Raw genomic sequence first — 20272 nt, 5'->3', positions numbered from 1 at the left:
TCGTTCCCGCGCAGGCGGGAGCCCAAGTATGTCGCGTAACGACGATGCTGGCAGTACTTGGGTCCCCGCCTTCGCGGGGAGTCGTTACCTCCAGTGGAGGTAACGACAAATAGCTTACCCGGCCAGCTGCTGGCGCACGCGCACGATTGCCGCGCGCACCTGGTTCGGGGCGGTGCCGCCCACGTGGTCGCGCGCCGCCACCGAACCCTCGAGGGTCAGCACCTCGAACACTTCCTGTTCGATCAGCGGCGAGAAGCCCTGCAGCGTCTCGAGCGACATCCCGGACAGGTCGCAGCCCGCCTGGTCGCAGGCGCGCACCGCATGCGCCACCGCTTCGTGGGCATCGCGGAACGGCAGGCCCTTCTTGACCAGGTAGTCGGCCAGGTCGGTCGCGGTGGCATAGCCCTGCAGCGCCGCGGCGCGCATGTTTTCATGCTTGACCGTGATGCCCGAGGCCATGTCGGTGAAGATGCGCAGCGTGTCGGTGACCGTATCGATGGTGTCGAACAGCGGTTCCTTGTCTTCCTGGTTGTCCTTGTTGTAGGCCAGCGGCTGGCCTTTCATCAGGGTCAGGAGGCCGGTCAGGTGACCATAGACGCGGCCGGTCTTGCCGCGCGCCAGTTCCGGCACGTCCGGGTTCTTCTTTTGCGGCATGATCGACGAGCCGGTGCAGAAGCGGTCGGCGATGTCGATGAAGCCGATGCGCGGGCTGATCCACATCACCAGCTCTTCCGAGAAGCGCGAGACGTGCATCATCAGGATCGAGGCGGCGGCGGTGAATTCGATGGCGAAGTCGCGGTCGGACACGGCGTCGAGCGAATTGTGGCAGACGTCGTCGAAGCCCAGCGTCCTGGCCACGCGCAGGCGGTCGATCGGGAAGGTGGTGCCGGCCAGGGCGGCGGCGCCCAGCGGCAGGCGGTTGACGCGGCGGCGTGCATCCTGCATGCGCTCGGCGTCGCGGCCGAACATCTCGACGTAGGCCAGCATGTGGTGGCCGAAGGTGATCGGCTGCGCCACCTGCAGGTGGGTGAAGCCCGGCATGATGGTGTCGGCGTGGCGTTCGGCGAGATCCGTCAGGGCGCCGCGCAGGCCGTTGAGCAGGACCAGGATGTCGTCGATGGCGGCGCGCACGTACAGGCGGATGTCGGTGGCGACCTGGTCGTTGCGCGAGCGGCCGGTGTGCAGGCGCTTGCCGGCGTCGCCGACCAGTTCGGTCAGGCGCTTCTCGATGTTCAGGTGCACGTCTTCCAGGTCGAGCAGCCACTCGAAGCTGCCGGCCTCGATCTCGGACCGGATCTGGGCCATGCCGCGCTCGATCTCGGCGCGATCGTGCTCGCTGATGATGCCCTGGGCCGCCAGCATCTCGGCGTGCGCCAGCGAGCCCTGGATGTCGTATGGCGCCAGGCGCTTGTCGAAGAACACGGATGCGGTGTAGCGCTTGACGAGATCGGATACCGGTTCGGAGAAGCGGGCCGACCAGGCTTCGGCTTTTTTGGAGAATTGTTCGGTCATGGTGGAATTCCGGTTGGGGATCCGACGATTATAAACCGCGTTGCCCGATGTCTTCCGATAGGAAGATTACCCGGAGAAAGCTCGCGAAAAAAAGCTCCCTGCCGAGCGCAATCGCGAGCAGTACGCAGGCCAATCGGCGCTAGAATGGTTTTTTTGCCAGCATTGCAAGCCCAATGATTACGAATGATTCCAGCTTCCAGGTCAGTACCGACCAATCCCGGCTCGACATCCCGATGATCTACCGCTTCCTCAGTGAACAGTCGACCTGGGCCGTGGGCATTTCCCGTCCAATCGTCGAGCGCGCGATCGAGAATTCGCTGTGCTTCGGCGGTTACCTCGACGGCCGCCAGATCGCGTTCGCGCGTGTGATCACCGACTACGCCACCTTTGCCAACCTGGTGGACGTGTTCGTCGTGCCCGAGTACCGCGGCAACGGCTATGGCAAGCAGCTGATCGGCGTCGTGCTGCGCCACCCCAGCCTGCAGAAACTGCGCCGCTTCATCCTGTCCACCACCGACTCGCACGACCTCTACGCGCGCTTCGGGTTTACCCCGCCGTTGCATCCAGAGACATTGATGGAGCGGTATTTCCCCAACATCTATTTGTCCTGAGCGGACTCAACATGGCGACGTGAATCTGGAATCAGGCTTACTCTGATGGCTCATCAGAGGAAGTCTTATGCTCCAGATCGTCGTCCATGCCATTCTCGCGTTGGCATTGCTGGCGAGCAGTGCCAGCCATGCCGCCGACGTGGAACCCAAGTCACCGAAAGGCTCGCTCGTCATCATCGGCGGCGCCCTGCGTGCCGACAATGATGCGGTATGGGAACGCATTGTCGCGCTCGCGGGTGGCAAAGGCGCCCGCATCGCCGTGTTCGCCTCCGCCTCGGCAAGTCCCGAACGGGCCGGCAATTATCTCGTCGAGCGCTTGAACCGCTATGGCGCCGACGCGTTCTTCGTCCCGGTCGCCGAGCGCCTGGATGGCGCCGACGGGCGCGCGGCGGCCGACGACCCCCGGCTGGCCGAGGCGGTGCGCACGGCCGGCGGCGCCTATTTCTCGGGCGGTGACCAGGGACGCATCACGCGCGTGCTGCGCCGGTCCGACGGCAGCAATACGCAGGTGCTCGACGCCCTGTGGGACATGTACCGGCGCGGCGGCGTGATCGCCGGCTCGAGCGCCGGCGCCGCCATCATGAGCAGCACCATGTTCGGCCACCCGCGCTCGATCCTGTCCACCCTCCAGCATGGCGTCGACGACGGCCGCCAGATCACGCGCGGGTTGGGCTTCATCGGCGACGACGTCTTCATCGACCAGCACCTGCTGGTGCGCGGACGCTTCGCGCGCATGCTGCCGGCCATGCTGGCCAAGGGCTACAAGATCGGCCTGGGGATCGACGAGAACACGGCGATGGTGGTCAATGCCAAGCGCGACGTCGAGGTGATCGGCTACCGCGGCGCGCTGCTGGTCGACCTGAGCGAGGCCGCCACCCGCGACGGCAGCTTCAATCTCGCCAACGGGCGCCTCAGTTACCTCGACAATGGCGACCGCTTCAACCTGGCCACCAAGACCTTCACGCCGGCGCCCGAAAAGGCGCACGGCAAGGTCGACCCCAAGAAGCCGTACTGGCGTGGCCCGCTGTTCTCGGCCGACATCCTCGGCAACGGCACGGTGGTCGACCTGATGGCCAAGCTGATCGACAGCGACCAGGTCGACGCGATCGGCCTGTCGCTGGACAGCCCCAACGCCGAACGGCCCGACCTCGGCTTCGAGTTCAAGCTTAGTCGCGTCGATGAGAGCGTCGGCTACCAGTCGGCATTCAGCGAAGCCTATTCGGTGTATAACGTGCGGCTCGATATCCGGCCGATCGTGGTGCAAAGGCCGCTGTATCAGTATCGATGAGCTTAGAATAGCGCGATCTCTGATTGCCGAGGAATCGCGATGCGCCGTCTCCTGATCCAGTCCTTTGCCGCGCTGCTGCTGGGCGCGACGTTCCTGCCGAAGGTAGAGGCCGCCCAGCCTGCCACGGTTCGTCTCGACTACACCCACAGCGGCAACGCGCTACAGGACAGTTACGCCATCGAGCGCGTGGTGATCGAACCGCTTCCTTGGCCGGGCAGCATGGCGCGCAACCTCGACGACACCAACCGCGGCCAGAACCGCGTGGAGGTCGTCGATGCGAAAACCGGCGACTTGCTGTACTCGCGCGGCTTCTCGACCGTGTTCGGCGAATGGCGCAGCACCGGGGAGGCGAACCGCATCAGCCGTTCGTTCCAGGAATCGGTGCGGTTCCCGCAATTTGAACAGCCGGTGCGGGTGCGCATCCTCGAGCGCGACGAGCGCAACGATTTCTCGGTGGCCTGGAGCGTCGAGGTCGATCCGACTGCGCAGGACGTCGTCAGGCGCCAGCCGCCGCCCCTGGCGACACCGGTCGCGATCCACGCCAGCGGCCCATCTCCCGACAAGGTCGACCTGTTGATCCTGGGCGACGGCTACACCCGGAAGGACATCAAGAAGTTCGAACAGGATGCGCGGCGCCTGACGAAACACCTGTTCTCGGTGTCGCCGTTTCGCGAACGCGCCGGGGATTTCAATGTATGGGCGATGGCGGTGCCGACCGAGCGATCCGGCATCAGCCGGCCGTCGACCGGCGTGCATCATCCGTCCGCGCTGGGCACGCGTTACGACATCTTCGGCAGCGAACGCTACGTGCTCACGCTCGACAACCGCGCGCTGCGCGACATCGCCCAGCACGCGCCGTATGAGTTCATCGAGATCCTGGTGAACAACGACACCTATGGCGGAGGCGGCATCTTCGGCCAGTTCAGCACCGCGGCGGCGGGCAACGACTGGGCCGATTACCTGTTCGTGCACGAATTCGGGCACCATTTCGCGGGCCTGGCCGACGAGTACTACACGTCGCCCGTGGCATACCAGCCGGCCAGCGGCCGCATGGAACCGTGGGAGCCGAACGTCACGGCGCTGCGCGACCCCGCCAAGCTCAAATGGAAGCGCCACGTGAAGGACGGCACGCCGCTGCCGACGCCGTGGCCCAAGGCCGAATACGAGGAAGCGGCGCGCGTCTTCCAGAAGAAGCGCGCCGCGCTGCGCGCAGGGAATCGTCCGGAATCCGAGATGAGCGCCTTGTTCCATGAAGACCTGAAGCGCACCAATGCATTGTTCGCGCAGCAGCCGCACCGCCATGCAATCGGCGCCTTCGAAGGCGCGAACTATGAAGCCAGCGGTTACTACCGTCCGGCCATGCAATGCCTGATGTTCGACCGTAGCGACTCGTTCTGCCCGGTGTGCCAGGACGGTGTCACAGACATCATCGATCTGTATGCGGGCCCGTTGCAGCGGTAATCTTTGCTTACAACTCTGACAATTTGACTGTGGGCTGACTAACAGACCCGGCAAAGCGATCGGCCTATTCTGGAATCACTGAACAACAACAACGACTGCACAGGCAACCCGACCCGTGCAGCGACCCACCAGAAAGGAAATACATCATGAACAAACTGATCGCTACCCTCATCGCCGGCCTGATGGCTACCGCTGCTCACGCTCAAACCACGTCGGCAACCGTCGCCGCAGACAGCCGCATTGTCAAGGCGGAAGCCAATGCCGAAAAAGACGTGATCAAGGCAGAACAGAAAGAAATCAAGACCGCCATCAAAGCGGACGAAAAAGTGAACAAGACCATGGCCAAGGCCGCCGAGACCAAGTCGAAGGCCCACGCCAACCTGGTCGAGTCGCACACCGACGCGGCTGCGAACGTGGCCAAGGCCGATCCGGAAGACCGCGCCAAGGCGATGGCCAAGGCCGAAGAGAAGGTGGCCGACGCCAACCTGAAAGCCGAAAAGAAAATGATCAAGGCCGACGAAAAAGTGCTGAAGGCACAAGTCGATGCGGCAGCCGACAAGGCCACCGCTGCGGCCAAGACCGAGCAGGTGCGTGCTGAAGCGCAAGCCGACGTGCACAAGGCTGCCGCCCGCAACTAAGCCCCGAGGTTGACACGATAATGCCGGCGCGAGCCATAATGCGGTTAAGTTAAACTGCTGAGCTAGCCGCCAAATACGTCGTCCCCGCGCAGGCGGGGACCCAAGTTGTGCAAACGTCGTCGAAACGCTTGCAAGATTGGGTCCCCACCTTCGTGGGGACGACGTTTTTACGCTAACTCAAGAAGACTTTCGCCTTCACTTAACCTCATTATGGCTCGCGCCGGCATTTTTTGTCTGAACGTCGGGAACGTTCGGGATTACGACGCGTCGGTCGCCCTCATCGCCAAATCCTGCGCTTTCAACCTCGCCGACAACGCCTTGCCCTTGCGCGCCCGCTTGCCAAAGTGCGGCTCGAGTCCCGACGCGAACAGCTCGACGGTCCGCGCCTTGTCACCAGCCCAGGTGCCGACCACATTCACACCCTTCTGCGTGATCGGTTGCGCCGCCAGCATCTTCTCCTTCGGCTCCAGCTCCATCAGGATCACGCCGCGCCCGCCATTGGTCAGCACCTTCATCTCGTCGATGCCGAACACCAGCACGCGGCCCTTTTCCGACAGGCAGGCAATCGCGCCGGCGGTGTCGGTCACGACCCGCGGCGGCAATGGCGCCGCGCCGTCGTTCAGGGTAATGAACGACTTGCCGCCCTTCAGGCGGCTGACCATGTCGCCGGCCTTGGTGATGAAACCAAAGGCATCCGAGGTCGAGATCAGCAGGCGCGTCTCCGGATTGCCCGCGAAGTAATGCAGCAGACGTACAGGCTTACCTTGCACGCCGCCCGACAGATCGACCAGCGTGGTGATCGGCACGCCGTCGCCGCGCGACCCGGGCAGCGCATTGACCGGCACCGAATACACCTTGCCGTTGTCGCCGATGCCCAGCAGATGATCCACCGTGCGGCACTCGAAGGCTTTGTACAGCGAGTCGCCGGCCTTGAAGGTGAACTGCGCCGGATCGTGTCCGATGCCGGTACGCGCGCGCACCCAGCCTTTTTCCGACACGATCACGGTCACCGGCTCGTCGATGACCTTCTGCTCGGCCACCGCGCGCTGCGCTTCCTCGATGATCGTGCGGCGCTCGTCGCCGTACTGCTTGGTGTCCGCTTCGATCTCGCGGATGATCAGGCGCTTCATCGACGACGGGTTCTCGAGGATGTCCTCGAGCTTCTCCTTGTCGCTGCGCAGTTCGGCCAGCTCTTGCTGGATCTTGATCGCTTCCAGGCGCGCCAGCTGGCGCAGGCGGATCTCGAGGATGTCCTCGGCCTGGCGTTCGCTCAAGTTGAATTCCTCGATCAGCGCCGCCTTCGGCTCATCCGAATTGCGGATGATGGCGATCACCTTGTCGATGTTCAGCAGGACCGTCTCGCGGCCTTCCAGGATGTGGATGCGGTCGTTGACCTTGCCCAGCTTGAATTCGGTGCGGCGGCGGACGGTAGTGAACCGATAGTCGACCCATTCCTGCAGGATCGCCGTCAAGCCCTTCTGGCGCGGACGGCCGTCGCCACCGATCATCACCAGGTTGATCGGCGCCGAACTCTCGAGCGAGGTATGCGCCAGCAGCATCAGCATGAACTCGCCCTGGTCGACGTTCTTCGACTTCGGCTCGAACACCAGGCGCACCGGGGCCTCGCGGCCCGATTCGTCGCGCACCGCGTCGAGCGCGCCCAGGATCGTGTTCTTTAGGGCCAGCTGTTCCGGCAGCAGCGCTTTCTTGCCGGGCTTGACCTTTGGATTGGTCAGTTCTTCGATTTCTTCCAGCACGCGTTGCGACGAGCAGCCCGGCGGCAGTTCATGGACCACCGCCTGCCACTGGCCGCGCGCCAGCTCTTCGATCTTCCAGCGCGCGCGCACCTTCATCGAGCCGCGACCGACCGCGTACATGTCGGCGATCAATGATGCCGGGGTGATGATCTGGCCGCCGCCCGGGAAGTCCGGGCCGGGAATGTGGGTCATCAGCTCGGCGTGGGTGATCTTGGGGTTGCGGATCATCGCTACCGCCGCCGCCGCGACTTCGCGCAGATTGTGCGACGGGATCTCGGTGGCCAGGCCCACCGCGATGCCCGAGGCGCCGTTGAGCAGCACCATCGGCAGGCGCGCCGGCAGCGTGCGCGGCTCAAGGGTCGAGCCGTCGTAGTTCGGCTGGTAGTCGACCGTGCCCATGTCGATCTCGTCCATCAACAGGCGCGAGATCGGCGTCAGGCGGGCTTCGGTATACCGCATCGCCGCGGCGCCGTCGCCGTCGCGCGAGCCGAAGTTGCCCTGGCCGTCGATCAGCGGGTAGCGCAGCGAAAAGTCCTGCGCCATGCGCACCAGCGCGTCGTACACCGACTGGTCGCCGTGCGGGTGCAGTTTGCCCAGCACGTCGCCGACGACGGCAGCCGACTTGCGCGGCTTGGCGGTCGGGCCCAGTCCCAGTTCGTTCATCGCGTACAGGATGCGGCGCTGGACCGGCTTCTGGCCGTCCGACACGTCCGGCAACGCGCGGCCCTTGACCACCGAGACGGCGTAGTCGAGGTAGGCGCGCTCGGCGAAGGTGGACAGGGTGAGCGTCTCGACGTCCGAGGGCTCGTGTTGTTGCTCAAAAAGGCTAGGTTGATTCGTCATGGTGATTATTCGTGTTCTGGCGGGCGTTGGAGGCTGCGGTGCCACACTTGGGTTCCCGCCTGCGCGGGAACGACGGTCTTCTGGCCAGTGGCCCAGGCACGTCGTCCCCGCGCAGGCGGGGACCCAAGTCATCTAGCAGGCTACATCCTCATCAGATATCCGCCTCCGTCTCGTTCCCGTGTTCCTCGATCCAGGCGCGGCGTGCGGCGGCTTCGCCTTTGCCCATCAGCATATTGAAGCGCGATGCCGACTCGGCCATGTCGTACTGGCCGAACGACACCGGCAGCAGGCGGCGCGTGTCCGGGTTCATCGTGGTTTCCCACAGCTGCTCGGCGTTCATCTCGCCCAGGCCCTTGAAGCGCGAGATGCTCCACACGCCTTCCTTCAGGCCCTCTTTCTTGAGCTTGTCCTCGATCGCCAGCAGCTCGCCGTCGTCCAGCGCGTACAGCTTCTGGATCGGCTTCTTGCCGCGCGCCGGCACGTCGACACGGTACAAAGGCGGACGCGCGATGCAGATGTTTCCGTTGTGGAACAGGGCCGGGAAGTGCTTGAAGAACAGCGTCAACAGCAGCACCTGGATGTGCGAGCCGTCGACGTCCGCATCGGACAGGATGCAGATCTTCCCGTAGCGCAGGCTGGAAAGGTCGGGCGCATCGTTCGGTCCATGCGGATCGACGCCGATCGCCACCGAGATATCGTGGATCTCGTTGTTGGCGAACAGGCGGTCGCGGTCGGTTTCCCAGGAGTTGAGCACCTTGCCGCGCAGCGGCAGGATGGCCTGGAACTCCTTGTCGCGGCCCATCTTGGCCGAACCGCCGGCCGAGTCGCCCTCGACCAGGAACAGCTCGTTGCGCGTGATGTCGGTCGATTCGCAATCGGTCAGCTTGCCCGGCAATACCGCCACGCCGGACGATTTCTTTTTCTCGACCTTTTGCAGTGAACGCAGGCGCGACTGGGCCTGCTTGATGACGAGTTCGGCCAGCTTCTTGCCGTATTCGACGTGCTGGTTCAGCCACAGCTCGAGCGGCGGCTTGGTGAAGGTCGACACCAGCTTGAGCGCGTCGCGCGAATTCAGGCGTTCCTTGGTCTGTCCCTGGAATTGCGGGTCCAGCACCTTGGCCGACAGCACGAACGAGACGCGCGCGAACACGTCTTCGGGCAGCAGCTTGACGCCTTTCGGCAGCAGGCCGTGCAGCTCGACGAAGTTCTTCACCGCGCCGAACAGGCCGTCGCGCAGGCCCGCTTCGTGGGTGCCGCCGCTCACGGTCGGAATCAGGTTGACGTACGACTCGCGCACCACGCCGCCTTCCTCGGTCCAGGCCACCACCCAGTCGGCGCCTTCGCCTTCGGCGAAGCTGTCGTCGCCTGCGGCGGCAAATTGCGCGCCTTCGAATAGCGGGATCAGGGTTTCGCCGCTCGAGCTCTGGGCCAGCGCTTCGTTCAGGTAGCCGCGCAGGCCTTCGTCGTAGCGCCAGGTCTGGACGTCACCGGTCTTGCCGTTGGTGAGCGTGACGGTCACGCCCGGCAGCAACACCGCCTTCGAGCGCAGCAGGCGCTGCAGATCGCCGAGCGGAATGTTCGGGGAATCGAAATACTTGCCGTCCGGCCACGCGGTGACGCGGGTGCCGTTCTTCTTGCCGCCTCGTTCGGCGGGGCCGGACGTGAGCGGCTCGATCACATCGCCGTCGGCGAATACCAGGCGGTGCTGGCCGTTGCCCTGGTCGTCACGGCGCCACACCTCGATCTCGAGGCGCTTCGACAGCGCATTGGTGACCGAGACGCCGACCCCGTGCAGGCCGCCCGAGAAGGCATAGGCGCCGCCCGAGCCCTTGTCGAACTTGCCGCCGGCGTGCAGGCGGGTGAACACGATCTCGACCGTGGACACGCCTTCTTCCGGGTGGATGCCCACCGGGATGCCGCGGCCGTCGTCCTCGACCGTGATCGAACCGTCCGGGTTCAGGGTCACGCCGATGTTCTTGCAGTGACCGCCCAGCGCTTCGTCGGAAGCGTTGTCGATCACTTCCTGGATGATGTGGAGCGGATTCTCCGTCCGGGTGTACATGCCCGGACGCTGTTTCACAGGTTCGAGTCCCTTGAGGACGCGGATGGATGATTCGCTGTAGTCTGGAGCGGGTTTCTTGGAGGCCATCTTGGAGGTTGTTTGTCGAATGCTTCGGCATTCTAACTTGTCGGTAGGAAAAGGTTTGGCTTTTTTACTGTTTAAATATACAGTAGTTTTCGCCGTGACGTGCTTTTCGCTTCGCACGTTTGTGCTAGATTAAGCTGGATAACCACGGCAATGCCAAAGAGGGGCATTAATGATGCACCCGTCCAGCTATCCGTTGTCCGTACGCCTGCTCGGGTTCACGCCTGGCGAATGCGTGCGGATGAGCGCCCTGCTGGCGCGGGCGCCGGGCGCGGGGCCGCCGTATTCTTGCCTGCATGACGACAGTTTGCAAGAGCCGGACCTGTATATCGCCAACGGCGACAGCCCGACCGCGCTGACCCGGCTCGGCTGCCTGCCGCCCGCATCGTTGCAGCCGGCGCTCGTGATCGGCGACGACCCCGGCAACCCCGGCGCCGGACCCTGGCGCACCCTGACTCGGCCGGTCGACCCCCTGCAACTGCATGAAGCCCTGGCCGACCTGCTCGAGACCCGGGTCCAGGTGCTGGTGCAGCAGAGTTGCCGCACCACCCGGCGCGTGCTGGCCGAGCGGCGCCGCCGTCCGCGCCTGGCGCCAGACTGCGAAACGCCGGCATTCTACACGCGCCTGCGTCGTGGGCCGGTAGATGGGGCGGTCCTGATCATCGACAAGGAATGCGGGCTGCGTAACCAGGTGGCGCGCGTGCTCGACCCGCGCCGGGTGCCGGTGGAATGGACCGACAGCCTGTGCGCGGCGGTGCGCCTGTGCGACGAAACGAAGGTGGCGCTGGTGCTGATCAACACGGCGGCGGTCGGCATCGAACCGTATAGGGTGTGCAGTTCGATCAAGTCGCAGGACGGGGCGCAGCGCACGCCAGTGGTGTTCCTGGTCGAGCATTCCTTTCACTACGACAGCGTGCGTGCGCGCCACGCCGGGGCGCGCGGCCTGCTCACGACGCCGGTCGCCGGCCGCCACTGGATGCTGACCTTCCAGAAGCTGCTCGACCTTCCGGTATAGCTTGCCGGTGTCGGCGGAACGCGACGTTTTGTAACAACTTTTTATTGTGCGCGACAGTGGCGAAGTTATATTAATAACCATGGCTGAAGACGATCAAATCAAGCGCAACGACGATCCGGCGGCGGACGTGGACGAGCGCCGCGAGACCCGCGTGCGGGTGCCCGAACGCCGCGCCAGCGGCGCCCAGTCGCGCGGTCCCGCCCGCTACCTGCGCGATGGCGACAATGCCGTCGCCCTGGCCGGCCGTGTCATTACCTCGCGTTTTCGCTCGCTGCGCGAGCGCTTCAACCGCGACTTCATGCAGCGCACGCTGCACATCGGCGTCTCGGCCCGCATTTTCCATCCGGAAGCCGGCGCCAAGGGCCTGCTCAGCAAGAACCTGCAGTACCTCGAGGAATCGATCGCGCAGTGGGTGATGTCGCGCGACGTGCTGGTGTTTATGATCCCCACCGTGAATACCAACGGCCTGCTACACCCCAGTAATATTACCCTGCGCCACTATGCGCGCCATCTCGACGGCCTGGTGCTGCAGGGCGGGGCCGACGTGGCGCCGCAAACCTATTCCGAAACGCCCACCCGTCCCGAATGGAGCGGCGACCGCGCGCGCGACGTCTACGAACTCGAACTGCTGCACGAATTCGTCGACGCCGGCAAGCCAGTGCTGGGCGTCTGCCGCGGCTGCCAGCTGATCAACGTCGCCTTCGGCGGCACCCTGCACCAGGACGTCGCCACCGACATGCCAGAGGCCCTGGCCCACGTGCACGACATGTACGACGCGCACCGCCACGCCATCGTGTTCCCGAAGGGCTCGTCGCTGGGCCGCATGTTCCCCAAGGTCGAGCGGGCGATGGTCAATTCGATCCACCACCAGGCGGTCAAGGATCTCGGGCGCGACATCCGCGTCGAAGCCATGTCCGAGCCGGACGGCATCATCGAGGCGATCCGCTACCAGCGCGCCAATTTCGTCATGGGCTTGCAGTGGCACCCCGAATTCCACCGCGCCGGCGGCGTCGACCTGCTCGACTGCACGCCGGTGCTCGATGAATTCCTGCGCGCGGCGCGTGAAACCCGCCTGTAACGTCCTAATGACGTCAAGTTAAGGCGAAAGTCTTCTTGAGTTAGCGTAAAAACGTCGTCCCCACGAAGGTGGGGGCCCAATCTTGCAAGCGTTTCGACAACGTTTGCAGAACTTGGGTCCCCGCCTGCGCGGGGACGACGTAGTTGACGGTTAGCTCAGCGGCTTAACTTAACGGCATTCGCTGTAACGTCCCGCATTATTGTCGCTAGGAATCATTCGTCACCCGTGTGCGTCCGGACTATGTCCATTTCCGAAAACGCTTGCTTTCGCCGCGCGACGCGTGAATAATAAATGAGAATCATTCGCATTTGTTGCGAATGCCGATATCGAATGCCGATATTCCCACGCCGGATCGTTGCCGATCGTAGCGCTACCCGGCTATTTTGGAGACGCTTGCATGACCATGTCCACCTCCCACACCACGCCGTCGGAACCGCGCAGCCCGGATACGCTGCTGGTTGCTTCGCTGTTGCACCTGATGTCCAACTACACCGCGCGCGGCGACGGCGAGCAGCCATGCGTCAAGCTGGCGTCGGTGATCGAGCGCCACCTGTGCGCGCTGTCGCGCCTGCCGAACATCGATCCGGTGCTGCGCGCCACCTGCGAACAGCTGGCCGACCAGTGGGCGGTCGTGGTCGACGCCAAGTTGCCGCCGCCGGCGCCTGCACGCCAGCCCTTGCTGGCGCGCTTCATGAAAGGCGGCTGGGCCGGCAAGGCCGCGCCGCTGGCCGGCTGACGCTGCGCCTAGCTCGTGCTGCCGCCACGGAAGTGCTGAATCGCCGCATTGACCATGCCCTCGACGCTGCCTTCGCGCTCCACGTGGCGGCGCAGGATGGTGGCGTCGCTGCCGTCGTGCACCGCCGCCGCCAGGTGCTTCAAGGCGTCCACGCTGCCCAGCGCCTCGGCATGCGGCAGCATGGCTTCGAGCGTCGCCAGGATGTCTTCGCGCATCGGCACGTTGTCGTAGGTCTTCGGATGCGTGATGCTGCCTTCCAGGCCGAAGCGGCAGGCCTGGAAGCGGTTGTAGTTGTAGACCAGGTAGTCGTCCTCTACAGGCATCTCTTCCACCGGCGCTCCTTCCTTGCGCTCCAGCAGATGGCGGCACAGCGCCTGCAGGTAGCCGGCCAGCGCCGCCGCCCGCTCCACCGTGAGCGGCGTGTCGCACACGCGCAGCTCGATGGTGCCGTACTCCGGCTTGGGCCTCAAGTCCCAGTAAAAATCCTTCATGCTCTTGACGATGTTGGTGCGTTCCATCTTGGCGAAGTAGACGTCGGTGAACTCCTGCCAGGAGAGCATGAACGGCGCCCGGCCGCTCATCGGGAAGGCGAACACGGAATTCAGGCGCGCCGATTCGAACAGGCTGTCGTGGCCCTGCACATAGGGAGAGGATGCCGACAGCGCGATGAAGTGCGGCAGGTAGCGGTTCAGCGCGTGCAGCAGGTAGAGCGCGTCGTCGCCGTTGGCGCAGCCGATGTGCACGTGCTGGCCGAACACCGTGAACTGCTTGGCCAGGTAGCCGTATAGCTGCGACAGGTATTCGTAGCGAGGCTTGGCCGAAATGCGCTGGTCGGACCAGTGCTGGAACGGATGCGTGCCGCCGCCGGCGATGCCGATATTGAGCACGTCGCTGGCCGCCACCAGGGTGTCGCGGATTTCGGTCAGTTCCGCCAGCAGCGGCGCGTAACCCGTGTGCACGCTCGAGTTAATCTCGATCATGCTCTCGGTGATCTCGGGCGTGACGTTGCCCGGGAACGGTTTACGTTTCAACAGGTGCATCAAGTCGGGACTGGCCGCGGTCAGGTTGAAATCCGACAGGCTGACCAGTTGCAGTTCGAGCTCGACCCCGAAGGTGAGCGGCTGCGAGGCGTTGAAGGCTTCAAGCGACATGGTTCGACTCCGGTGCTTCGCGCGCCCAGATCAGCGCGCGCTGGATGATGATCGGGCCGAAGACTTCGAGCAGCATCGTCACGGCCGCCATCGCATACAGTTCTTCGACCACTTTCAGGCCGGCATAGCGCGCGTGCTCGAGCAGCAGGATCACGAACACGGCCAGCGGCGCCAGCCCGAGGCCGGTGAGCGCGCCCTTGCGCCAGGTGACGCCCGACAGGTGGGCGAACGCCGTCACCCCGGCCACCTTGGCGACCATGCGCGCCAGCACCACGCTGATGGCGAGCAGCGCGCCGGCGGTGACCAGGCGCCAGTCGAGGGTCGAGGCGGCGTACACGAACAGCAGCACGGTCAGCACCTCGCCCAGCGCGCCGAAGTTGCGCTGGGTTTGGGTAAAGGCGACGCGCCGGTAGCGCACCGTCAGGCCGAAGGCCAGCGCCGCCACCACCGGCGTCAGGCCGGCGCTGTCGCATACGGCCACCAGCAGGATGATCGCCAGGGCGAAGGCGACGGTGGTGTCCTGCTGCGGATTGCCGATCGCGCGCAGCAGGGCCGGCACGATTACGCCGAAGATGGCCCCGATCAGGATCGAGGCGGCCAGCATCACCAGGCTTTGCCACAGCGCTTCGCCCACCGCGTCATAGGTGCGGAACAGCCAGATGCCGATGATGGCGTTGAAGGCGAACACCGACAGCACGCAGTTCAGGGCCGACAGGTGCAGCACCCGCTCCGTCATCTGGCCCGAGCTTTTCTGTTCATTGACCACCCGCACCACGGTGGCGGGCGAGGTCGCCATCGACAGCGCCGCCATCAACAGGGCCGTCAGGCGGCCGACGCCGAAGGCGCTGGTGACGGCATACACGAGGATGAAGGTCAGCGCCGCCTCCACCAGGCCGGCCACGCCGATCCAGGGATTGTTGACCAGCCAGCGCAGGTTGATGCGGTTGCCCAGCTCGAACAGGATCAGGCCGAAGGCGACGTTGGCCAGCAGCGAGACCGGCCCCATGTCGGGGGCGGGCAGGGCGCCGATCTGGGTGCTGCCGAGGGCGAAGCCGACCAGGCCATAGAAGCTGATGCGCGGCAGGCCGGTCCAGCGCTGGCCGAATTCGCCGGCCAGCCAGGCCAGCGCGATCGCCAGCGGCCATGCGAGGCTCGTCAACAAGGACAGCAGGTCTGGCATTCGTCTTCCCCTCTATTCTTTTATTCGGTGCGCTTGGCCCCGGCGTCCGCGGATTCTACAAGCGGACGTGGCGCGCACGATTGTTCTGGCTCGCCCGTCCACGCGCCTTGTGTTGAGGCACGGCGAGCGGCGGGCGAGTGGTTCGATCATAGCGATTCCTGCCCGGCTGTCCGTGTCCGCACTAACACAGTGCGTAAAGACATGAGTTGTTGACGGGAATTACTTGCTGAGCAGGCGCATCGCCCGTTCCAGGCCGTCCAGCGTGATCGGGAACATGCGGTTGTTCACGATCTGGCGGATGAGGGCGATCGACTGCCGGTACTGCCACAAATGTTCCGGCTCCGGATTGAGCCAGGCAAAATGGGGAAAGGTGGACACGAAGCGCGCCAGCCAGGCCGCGCCCGGCTCTTCGTTGTTGTACTCGACCGAGCCGCCCGGCGCCATCACCTCGTAGGGACTCATGGTGGCGTCGCCGACGAAGATCAGGCGGGTGTCGGGCGGATACTTGCGCAGCACGTCCCAGGTGTCGAAACGCTCGCTGTGGCGGCGGCGGTTGTTCTTCCACAGGTAGTCGTAGACGCAGTTGTGAAAGTAATAGAACTCCATGTTCTTGAACTCGCTGCTGGCGGCCGAGAACAGTTCTTCGGTGCGCTCGACGTGGTCGTCCATCGAGCCGCCCACGTCGAGCAGCATCACCACCTTGATCCGGTTCTTGCGCTCGGGCCGCATGCGGATGTCGAGCCAGCCGGCATTGCTGGCGGTGGCGCGGATGGTGTCGTCCAGCGCCAGCTCGTCTGCCGCACCCTGGCGCGCGAAGCGGCGCAGGCGGCGCAGCGCGACTTTCAGATTGCGCGTGCCCAGCTCGCGCTCGTCGTCGTAGTCGCGGAAGGTGCGCTGTTCCCATACCTTGACCGCGCTGCGGTTGCGGCCCGTTCCACCGATGCGGATGCCTTCCGGATTGGTGCCGCCGTGCCCGAAGGGCGAGGTGCCGCCGGTGCCGATCCACTTGCTGCCACCGGCGTGGCGTTCCTTCTGCTCTTTCAGCAGCTCTTGCAGGCGCTGCTGCAGCTTGTCGTAGCCGAATTTTTCCAGCTGGGCCTTCTGTTCCGGCGTCAGCTCGCGCTCGAAGCGCTTGATCAGCCACTCCAGCGGAATCTCTGCCTTCTCGTCGAACACCGCGTCGACCCCCTTGAACCACAGGCCGAACACGCGATCGAACTTGTCGAAGTGGGCTTCATCCTTCACCAGCGTCAGGCGCGCCAGGTAATAGAACTCGTCGAGCGAGGGCAGGATCACCTGGCGCTGCAGGGCTTCGAGCAGGGTCAGGAATTCGCGGATCGAGACCGGGACCTTGGCCTCGCGCAGGGCGCGGAAGAAGTCGATCAGCATCGCTTATCCTCCGGCGTGATGCGCGAGGCGCGCCTCCAGGTGCGCCTTCACGCGCGGCGCGACCGTGATCATCGCCGGTTCCGCGCCATGGCCATCAGGCGGTCGAACAGCGCGACGTCCTGTTCGTTCTTGAGCAGGGCGCCGTGCAGCGGCGGCGCCGCGTTTTCCGCGCGCAGCGCTTCGGCCGGCACGCCTTCGGCCAGCAGCAGCTTGAGCCAGTCGAGAAATTCCGAGGTCGACGGCTTCTTCTTGATGCCGGGGACGTCGCGCAGCGCATAGAAGCTTTGCAGCGCGGCCGCCAGCAGGTCTTGCCTGAGCGTCGGGAAGTGCACGCCCACGATGTCGGCCATCGTCTCGCGGTCCGGGAACTGGATGTAATGGAAGAAGCAGCGGCGCAGGAAGGCGTCGGGCAGTTCCTTCTCGTTGTTGGAAGTGATGATCACCAGCGGGCGGTGCCTGGCCACCACCATCTCGCGCGTCTCGTAGACGTAGAACTCCATGCGGTCGAGTTCGCGCAGCAGGTCGTTCGGGAACTCGATGTCGGCCTTGTCGACTTCGTCGATCAGCAGCACGACCGGCTCGGGCGAGGTAAACGCCTGCCACAGCACGCCCTTGACGATGTAGTTCTGGATGTCGCGCACGCGCTCGTCGCCCAGCTGCGAATCGCGCAGGCGCGAGACGGCGTCGTATTCGTACAGGCCCTGCTGGGCCTTGGTGGTCGACTTCACGTGCCACTGCAGCAGCGGCATGTTCAGCGCGCTTGCCACCTCTTCGGCCAGCATGGTCTTGCCGGTGCCCGGTTCGCCCTTGATCAGGAGCGGGCGGCCCAGCGTGAGCGCGGCGTTGACGGCCAGTTTCAGGTCGGGAGTCGCGACGTAGTTGTCGCTGCCTTCGAAGCGTGAAGAAGCATGCATGGCGGGTGGGGGCGAAATCGAAGAAGATGGGCCGAGTATATGACAAAAATGTGCGCCTGCAGCCGGTCCCGCGCCGGACGCCGGTTTGTAGACTGGTATCAAGTCTTCGGATAGAATCGGCCAGTTGGTAAGCCTTTGCTAAGTTTTTGTGCGGTTGCGATTTTCGACATATAACTAACGAGACGCCCATGAAAAAAACTCTGGTACCACTGGCGCTGGCGCTCCTTGCCGGCGCCGCCGGCAGCGCATCCGCCGCGGAAGTGGTCGGTAATCCCCAGGCGGCCACCGCCAAGATCGAGATGTGCATCGGCTGCCACGCCATCCCGGGCGGCTACAAGACGGCATTTCCCGAGGTGTACCGTGTGCCGATGATCGGCGGCCAGTCGGCCAAGTACATCGAATCCGCACTCAAGGCCTATCGCAAGGGCGACCGCAAGCATCCTTCCATGACCGGCATCGCGCGCTCGATGAGCGACCAGGACATCGCCGACGTGGCGGCCTATTATTCCCAGCAATCGTCGGTCCAGGCGACCGCCAAGCGATGAGGACCGCCATGAAGAACACGATGCTCCTGCTGGTCCTCGGCGCCGCGTCGCTCGGCGCGTCCGCCAACGACGTCAAGCGCGGCGAAGCCCTGGCCCAGAAATACAACTGCGCCTCCTGCCACGGCGCCGACTACAACAAGCCGATCGACCCGACCTATCCGAAGCTGGCCGGCCAGCATGCGGACTATCTCACGCATGCGCTGCGCGCCTACAAGCGCGGGGCCGGCGCCAACGGCCGCGTCAACCCGATCATGGCCGGCATCGCGCAGCCGCTGTCGAATCAGGACATGGCCGACCTCGGCGCCTATCTGGCCAGCCTGCCGTCGCAGCTGGTGGTCAAGAAGTAGCGGGGCCAGTAGCAGGGCCGCCACACGCCCGTGGGCGTCAGCTGGTAACATGCGAACCCCTTTGTTGCAGCGCAGCGAGGGGATCGTCATCTTGCCGCTGGAGCCGCCGTGCCGTCGTTTACCCCCGCTTACCTGAAGATCAACCTGCTGGCCGGCCTCACCGTCGCGCTGGCGCTGGTGCCCGAGGCGATCGCCTTCGCCCTGGTCGCCCATCTGTCCCCGCTCACCGGCCTGTACGCGGCGGTGATCGTCGCCTTCATCACGGCAAGCTTCTGCGGCCGGCCCGGCATGATCTCGGCCGCCGCCGGCTCGCTGGCGGTGGTGATGGTGGCGCTGGTGGTCCAGCATGGCGCGCAATACCTGCTGGCCGCCGTGGTGCTGATGGGCGTGCTGCAACTGCTGTTCGCCGCCGCGCGCCTGGGCAAATTCATCCGCATGGTGCCGCATCCGGTGATGCTCGGCTTCGTCAACGGCCTGGCGCTGGTGATCTTCCTGGCCCAGTTCAACCACTTCAAGGAGGCGGGCCCGGATGGGGCGCCAGCGTGGATGGCCGCTTCCGAACTGGCGGTCATGGCCGGCATCATCGTGGTCACGATGGCGGTGATCTACCTGACGCCGCGCCTGACGAAAGCGGTGCCGTCGACGCTGGTCGGCATCCTGGTGGCCAGCGTCGGCTGCGCGCTGCTCGGCATCGAGACCAGGACCGTGGGCGACCTGGGGTCGATCGCCGGCGGCCTGCCGGGCTTCGCGCTGCCGGACGTGCCGTGGAACCTGGAAACGCTGCGCATCGTCTTCCCCTATTCACTGGTGCTGGCCGGGGTCGGCCTGATCGAATCGCTGCTGACCCTGACCCTGATCGACGAGATCACCGACACCCGCGGCCAGCCGAACCGCGAGTCGCTGGCGCTGGGCGCGGCCAACGTCGCGGCCGGCCTGTTCGGCGGCATGGGCGGCTGCGCACTGATCGGCCAGAGCATGATCAACGTGAACAGCGGCGCCACCGGCCGCCTGTCGGGCATCGCGGCCGCGCTGTTCCTGCTCGCCTTCATCCTGTTCGGTGCGCGCTGGATCGAGGCGATCCCGCTGGCGGCGCTGGTCGGCGTGATGTTCGTGGTGTGCGAAAAGACCTTCGAGTGGGGCACGTTCCGCCTGGTTGGAAAAGTGCCGCGCGCCGACCTGTTCGTGATCGTGCTGGTGGCGGGCATCACCCTGGTCTACGACCTGGCGCTGGCGGTGATCGCGGGCGTGATTGTGTCGGCGCTGGTGTTCGCCTGGCAGCACGCCAAGCAGGTCCGGGCCGCGGTCTCGCACGACGAGCAGGGCCGCAAGATCTATACGCTGGAGGGCACGCTGTTCTTCGCCTCGGTGACGCCGTTCCAGGCGCTGTTCGCGCCGAAGGACGATCCGCAGGACGTCATCATCGACTTCCTGCAGGCACGGGTGGTCGACCATTCGGCGATCCAGGCGATCGACGCGCTGGCCGAGCGCTATCGCCTGCTGGGAAAGCGCCTGCACCTGCGCCACCTGGGCCCGGACTGCCGCGCGCTGCTGGACAAGGCGCTGGCGTCGTCGTAGGGTGGACGGCTCGGCCGTCCACGCGGTGATGGTTGGCAGCCAGATCATCCGGCACGAAATCGGGGCCGGTAACTATCACCGCGTGG

General features: G+C 64.9%; 17 protein-coding genes. 10 read left to right on the top strand and 7 right to left on the bottom strand.

Features of this window, described 5'->3' with window-relative positions:
• Positions 1-114: 114 nt before the first annotated feature.
• Positions 115-1512 carry an argininosuccinate lyase gene (gene argH / locus ABIB38_RS09550; protein WP_429203523.1) on the bottom strand — a complete coding sequence of 466 codons (1398 nt, stop codon included), beginning with the start codon at positions 1510-1512 and terminating at the stop codon, positions 115-117.
• 173 nt (positions 1513-1685) lie between these two features.
• Between argH and ABIB38_RS09545 the strand changes: the two genes are divergently transcribed.
• The 4 genes from ABIB38_RS09545 to ABIB38_RS09530 all read left to right on the top strand — a co-directional run bounded on the left by ABIB38_RS09545 (position 1686) and on the right by ABIB38_RS09530 (position 5510).
• Positions 1686-2123 carry a GNAT family N-acetyltransferase gene (locus ABIB38_RS09545; protein ID WP_429203522.1) on the top strand — a complete coding sequence of 146 codons (438 nt, stop codon included), beginning with the start codon at positions 1686-1688 and terminating at the stop codon, positions 2121-2123.
• Positions 2124-2190: 67 nt separating this feature from the next.
• Positions 2191-3411, top strand: coding sequence for a cyanophycinase (locus tag ABIB38_RS09540; protein ID WP_429203521.1), 1221 nt, complete (start codon positions 2191-2193; stop codon positions 3409-3411).
• 39 nt (positions 3412-3450) lie between these two features.
• Positions 3451-4872, top strand: a complete 1422-nt coding sequence (locus ABIB38_RS09535; protein ID WP_429203520.1) for a M64 family metallopeptidase — start codon at positions 3451-3453, stop codon at positions 4870-4872.
• A gap of 146 nt (positions 4873-5018) precedes the next feature.
• Positions 5019-5510, top strand: coding sequence for a hypothetical protein (locus tag ABIB38_RS09530; protein ID WP_429203519.1), 492 nt, complete (start codon positions 5019-5021; stop codon positions 5508-5510).
• A 257-nt stretch (positions 5511-5767) separates the two neighbouring features.
• Here ABIB38_RS09530 and parC read toward each other — a convergent pair whose 3' ends face one another.
• Both parC and ABIB38_RS09520 read right to left on the bottom strand, forming a co-directional pair.
• Positions 5768-8110 (bottom strand): DNA topoisomerase IV subunit A, encoded by a 2343-nt coding sequence (gene parC / locus ABIB38_RS09525; RefSeq protein WP_429203518.1) that lies wholly within the window; start codon positions 8108-8110, stop codon positions 5768-5770.
• A 151-nt stretch (positions 8111-8261) separates the two neighbouring features.
• Positions 8262-10259, bottom strand: coding sequence for a DNA topoisomerase IV subunit B (locus ABIB38_RS09520; RefSeq protein ID WP_429203517.1), 1998 nt, complete (start codon positions 10257-10259; stop codon positions 8262-8264).
• Between the two features lie 169 nt (positions 10260-10428).
• On the opposite strand from ABIB38_RS09520, the gene ABIB38_RS09515 reads away from it, so the two are divergent.
• The 3 genes from ABIB38_RS09515 to ABIB38_RS09505 all read left to right on the top strand — a co-directional run bounded on the left by ABIB38_RS09515 (position 10429) and on the right by ABIB38_RS09505 (position 13085).
• Positions 10429-11271 (top strand): response regulator, encoded by an 843-nt coding sequence (locus ABIB38_RS09515; RefSeq protein WP_429203516.1) that lies wholly within the window; start codon positions 10429-10431, stop codon positions 11269-11271.
• A 79-nt stretch (positions 11272-11350) separates the two neighbouring features.
• A complete protein-coding gene (locus ABIB38_RS09510; protein WP_429203515.1) occupies positions 11351-12349 on the top strand; it encodes a gamma-glutamyl-gamma-aminobutyrate hydrolase family protein in 999 nt (332 codons plus the stop codon).
• Between the two features lie 397 nt (positions 12350-12746).
• The gene (locus ABIB38_RS09505; RefSeq protein ID WP_429203514.1) at positions 12747-13085 is read left to right on the top strand and encodes a hypothetical protein; all 339 of its coding nucleotides are present in this window, start codon (positions 12747-12749) and stop codon (positions 13083-13085) included.
• A gap of 8 nt (positions 13086-13093) precedes the next feature.
• Here ABIB38_RS09505 and ABIB38_RS09500 read toward each other — a convergent pair whose 3' ends face one another.
• The 4 genes from ABIB38_RS09500 to ABIB38_RS09485 all read right to left on the bottom strand — a co-directional run bounded on the left by ABIB38_RS09500 (position 13094) and on the right by ABIB38_RS09485 (position 17719).
• The gene (locus ABIB38_RS09500; RefSeq protein ID WP_429203513.1) at positions 13094-14236 is read right to left on the bottom strand and encodes a YbdK family carboxylate-amine ligase; all 1143 of its coding nucleotides are present in this window, start codon (positions 14234-14236) and stop codon (positions 13094-13096) included.
• Positions 14226-15416 carry a cation:proton antiporter gene (locus tag ABIB38_RS09495; RefSeq protein WP_429203512.1) on the bottom strand — a complete coding sequence of 397 codons (1191 nt, stop codon included), beginning with the start codon at positions 15414-15416 and terminating at the stop codon, positions 14226-14228. The genes ABIB38_RS09500 and ABIB38_RS09495 overlap by 11 nt, the downstream gene beginning before the upstream one ends.
• A gap of 219 nt (positions 15417-15635) precedes the next feature.
• The gene (locus tag ABIB38_RS09490; RefSeq protein ID WP_429203511.1) at positions 15636-16805 is read right to left on the bottom strand and encodes a vWA domain-containing protein; all 1170 of its coding nucleotides are present in this window, start codon (positions 16803-16805) and stop codon (positions 15636-15638) included.
• A 68-nt stretch (positions 16806-16873) separates the two neighbouring features.
• A complete protein-coding gene (locus ABIB38_RS09485; RefSeq protein ID WP_429203510.1) occupies positions 16874-17719 on the bottom strand; it encodes an AAA family ATPase in 846 nt (281 codons plus the stop codon).
• A 188-nt stretch (positions 17720-17907) separates the two neighbouring features.
• Between ABIB38_RS09485 and ABIB38_RS09480 the strand changes: the two genes are divergently transcribed.
• The 3 genes from ABIB38_RS09480 to ABIB38_RS09470 all read left to right on the top strand — a co-directional run bounded on the left by ABIB38_RS09480 (position 17908) and on the right by ABIB38_RS09470 (position 20186).
• Complete coding sequence (locus ABIB38_RS09480; RefSeq protein ID WP_429203509.1) at positions 17908-18264, top strand: c-type cytochrome; 357 nt, start codon at positions 17908-17910, stop codon at positions 18262-18264.
• A gap of 8 nt (positions 18265-18272) precedes the next feature.
• On the top strand, positions 18273-18611 hold the full coding sequence (locus ABIB38_RS09475) for a c-type cytochrome (RefSeq protein ID WP_429203508.1): 339 nt from the start codon (positions 18273-18275) through the stop codon (positions 18609-18611).
• A gap of 108 nt (positions 18612-18719) precedes the next feature.
• Positions 18720-20186 (top strand): SulP family inorganic anion transporter, encoded by a 1467-nt coding sequence (locus tag ABIB38_RS09470; RefSeq protein ID WP_429203507.1) that lies wholly within the window; start codon positions 18720-18722, stop codon positions 20184-20186.
• Positions 20187-20272 lie beyond the last annotated feature (86 nt).

This window comes from Massilia sp. UYP11, from assembly GCF_050434805.1.
Taxonomy (GTDB): Bacteria; Pseudomonadota; Gammaproteobacteria; order Burkholderiales; family Burkholderiaceae_D; genus Telluria.
This window is presented reverse-complemented; position numbering and strand designations above follow the sequence as displayed.

What these genes read in the sequence shown, in the direction of transcription:
- ABIB38_RS09480 (WP_429203509.1), top strand. Translation starts at nt 17,908, where the DNA reads ATGAAAAAAACTCTGGTACCACTGGCGCTGGCGCTCCTTGCCGGCGCC.
- ABIB38_RS09530 (WP_429203519.1), top strand. Translation starts at nt 5,019, where the DNA reads ATGAACAAACTGATCGCTACCCTCATCGCCGGCCTGATGGCTACCGCT.
- ABIB38_RS09500 (WP_429203513.1), bottom strand. Translation starts at nt 14,236, where the DNA reads ATGTCGCTTGAAGCCTTCAACGCCTCGCAGCCGCTCACCTTCGGGGTC.
- ABIB38_RS09490 (WP_429203511.1), bottom strand. Translation starts at nt 16,805, where the DNA reads ATGCTGATCGACTTCTTCCGCGCCCTGCGCGAGGCCAAGGTCCCGGTC.
- ABIB38_RS09545 (WP_429203522.1), top strand. Translation starts at nt 1,686, where the DNA reads ATGATTACGAATGATTCCAGCTTCCAGGTCAGTACCGACCAATCCCGG.
- ABIB38_RS09515 (WP_429203516.1), top strand. Translation starts at nt 10,429, where the DNA reads ATGATGCACCCGTCCAGCTATCCGTTGTCCGTACGCCTGCTCGGGTTC.
- argH (WP_429203523.1), bottom strand. Translation starts at nt 1,512, where the DNA reads ATGACCGAACAATTCTCCAAAAAAGCCGAAGCCTGGTCGGCCCGCTTC.
- ABIB38_RS09475 (WP_429203508.1), top strand. Translation starts at nt 18,273, where the DNA reads ATGAAGAACACGATGCTCCTGCTGGTCCTCGGCGCCGCGTCGCTCGGC.
- ABIB38_RS09485 (WP_429203510.1), bottom strand. Translation starts at nt 17,719, where the DNA reads ATGCATGCTTCTTCACGCTTCGAAGGCAGCGACAACTACGTCGCGACT.
- parC (WP_429203518.1), bottom strand. Translation starts at nt 8,110, where the DNA reads ATGACGAATCAACCTAGCCTTTTTGAGCAACAACACGAGCCCTCGGAC.
- ABIB38_RS09510 (WP_429203515.1), top strand. Translation starts at nt 11,351, where the DNA reads ATGGCTGAAGACGATCAAATCAAGCGCAACGACGATCCGGCGGCGGAC.
- ABIB38_RS09505 (WP_429203514.1), top strand. Translation starts at nt 12,747, where the DNA reads ATGACCATGTCCACCTCCCACACCACGCCGTCGGAACCGCGCAGCCCG.
- ABIB38_RS09495 (WP_429203512.1), bottom strand. Translation starts at nt 15,416, where the DNA reads ATGCCAGACCTGCTGTCCTTGTTGACGAGCCTCGCATGGCCGCTGGCG.
- ABIB38_RS09520 (WP_429203517.1), bottom strand. Translation starts at nt 10,259, where the DNA reads ATGGCCTCCAAGAAACCCGCTCCAGACTACAGCGAATCATCCATCCGC.
- ABIB38_RS09540 (WP_429203521.1), top strand. Translation starts at nt 2,191, where the DNA reads ATGCTCCAGATCGTCGTCCATGCCATTCTCGCGTTGGCATTGCTGGCG.
- ABIB38_RS09535 (WP_429203520.1), top strand. Translation starts at nt 3,451, where the DNA reads ATGCGCCGTCTCCTGATCCAGTCCTTTGCCGCGCTGCTGCTGGGCGCG.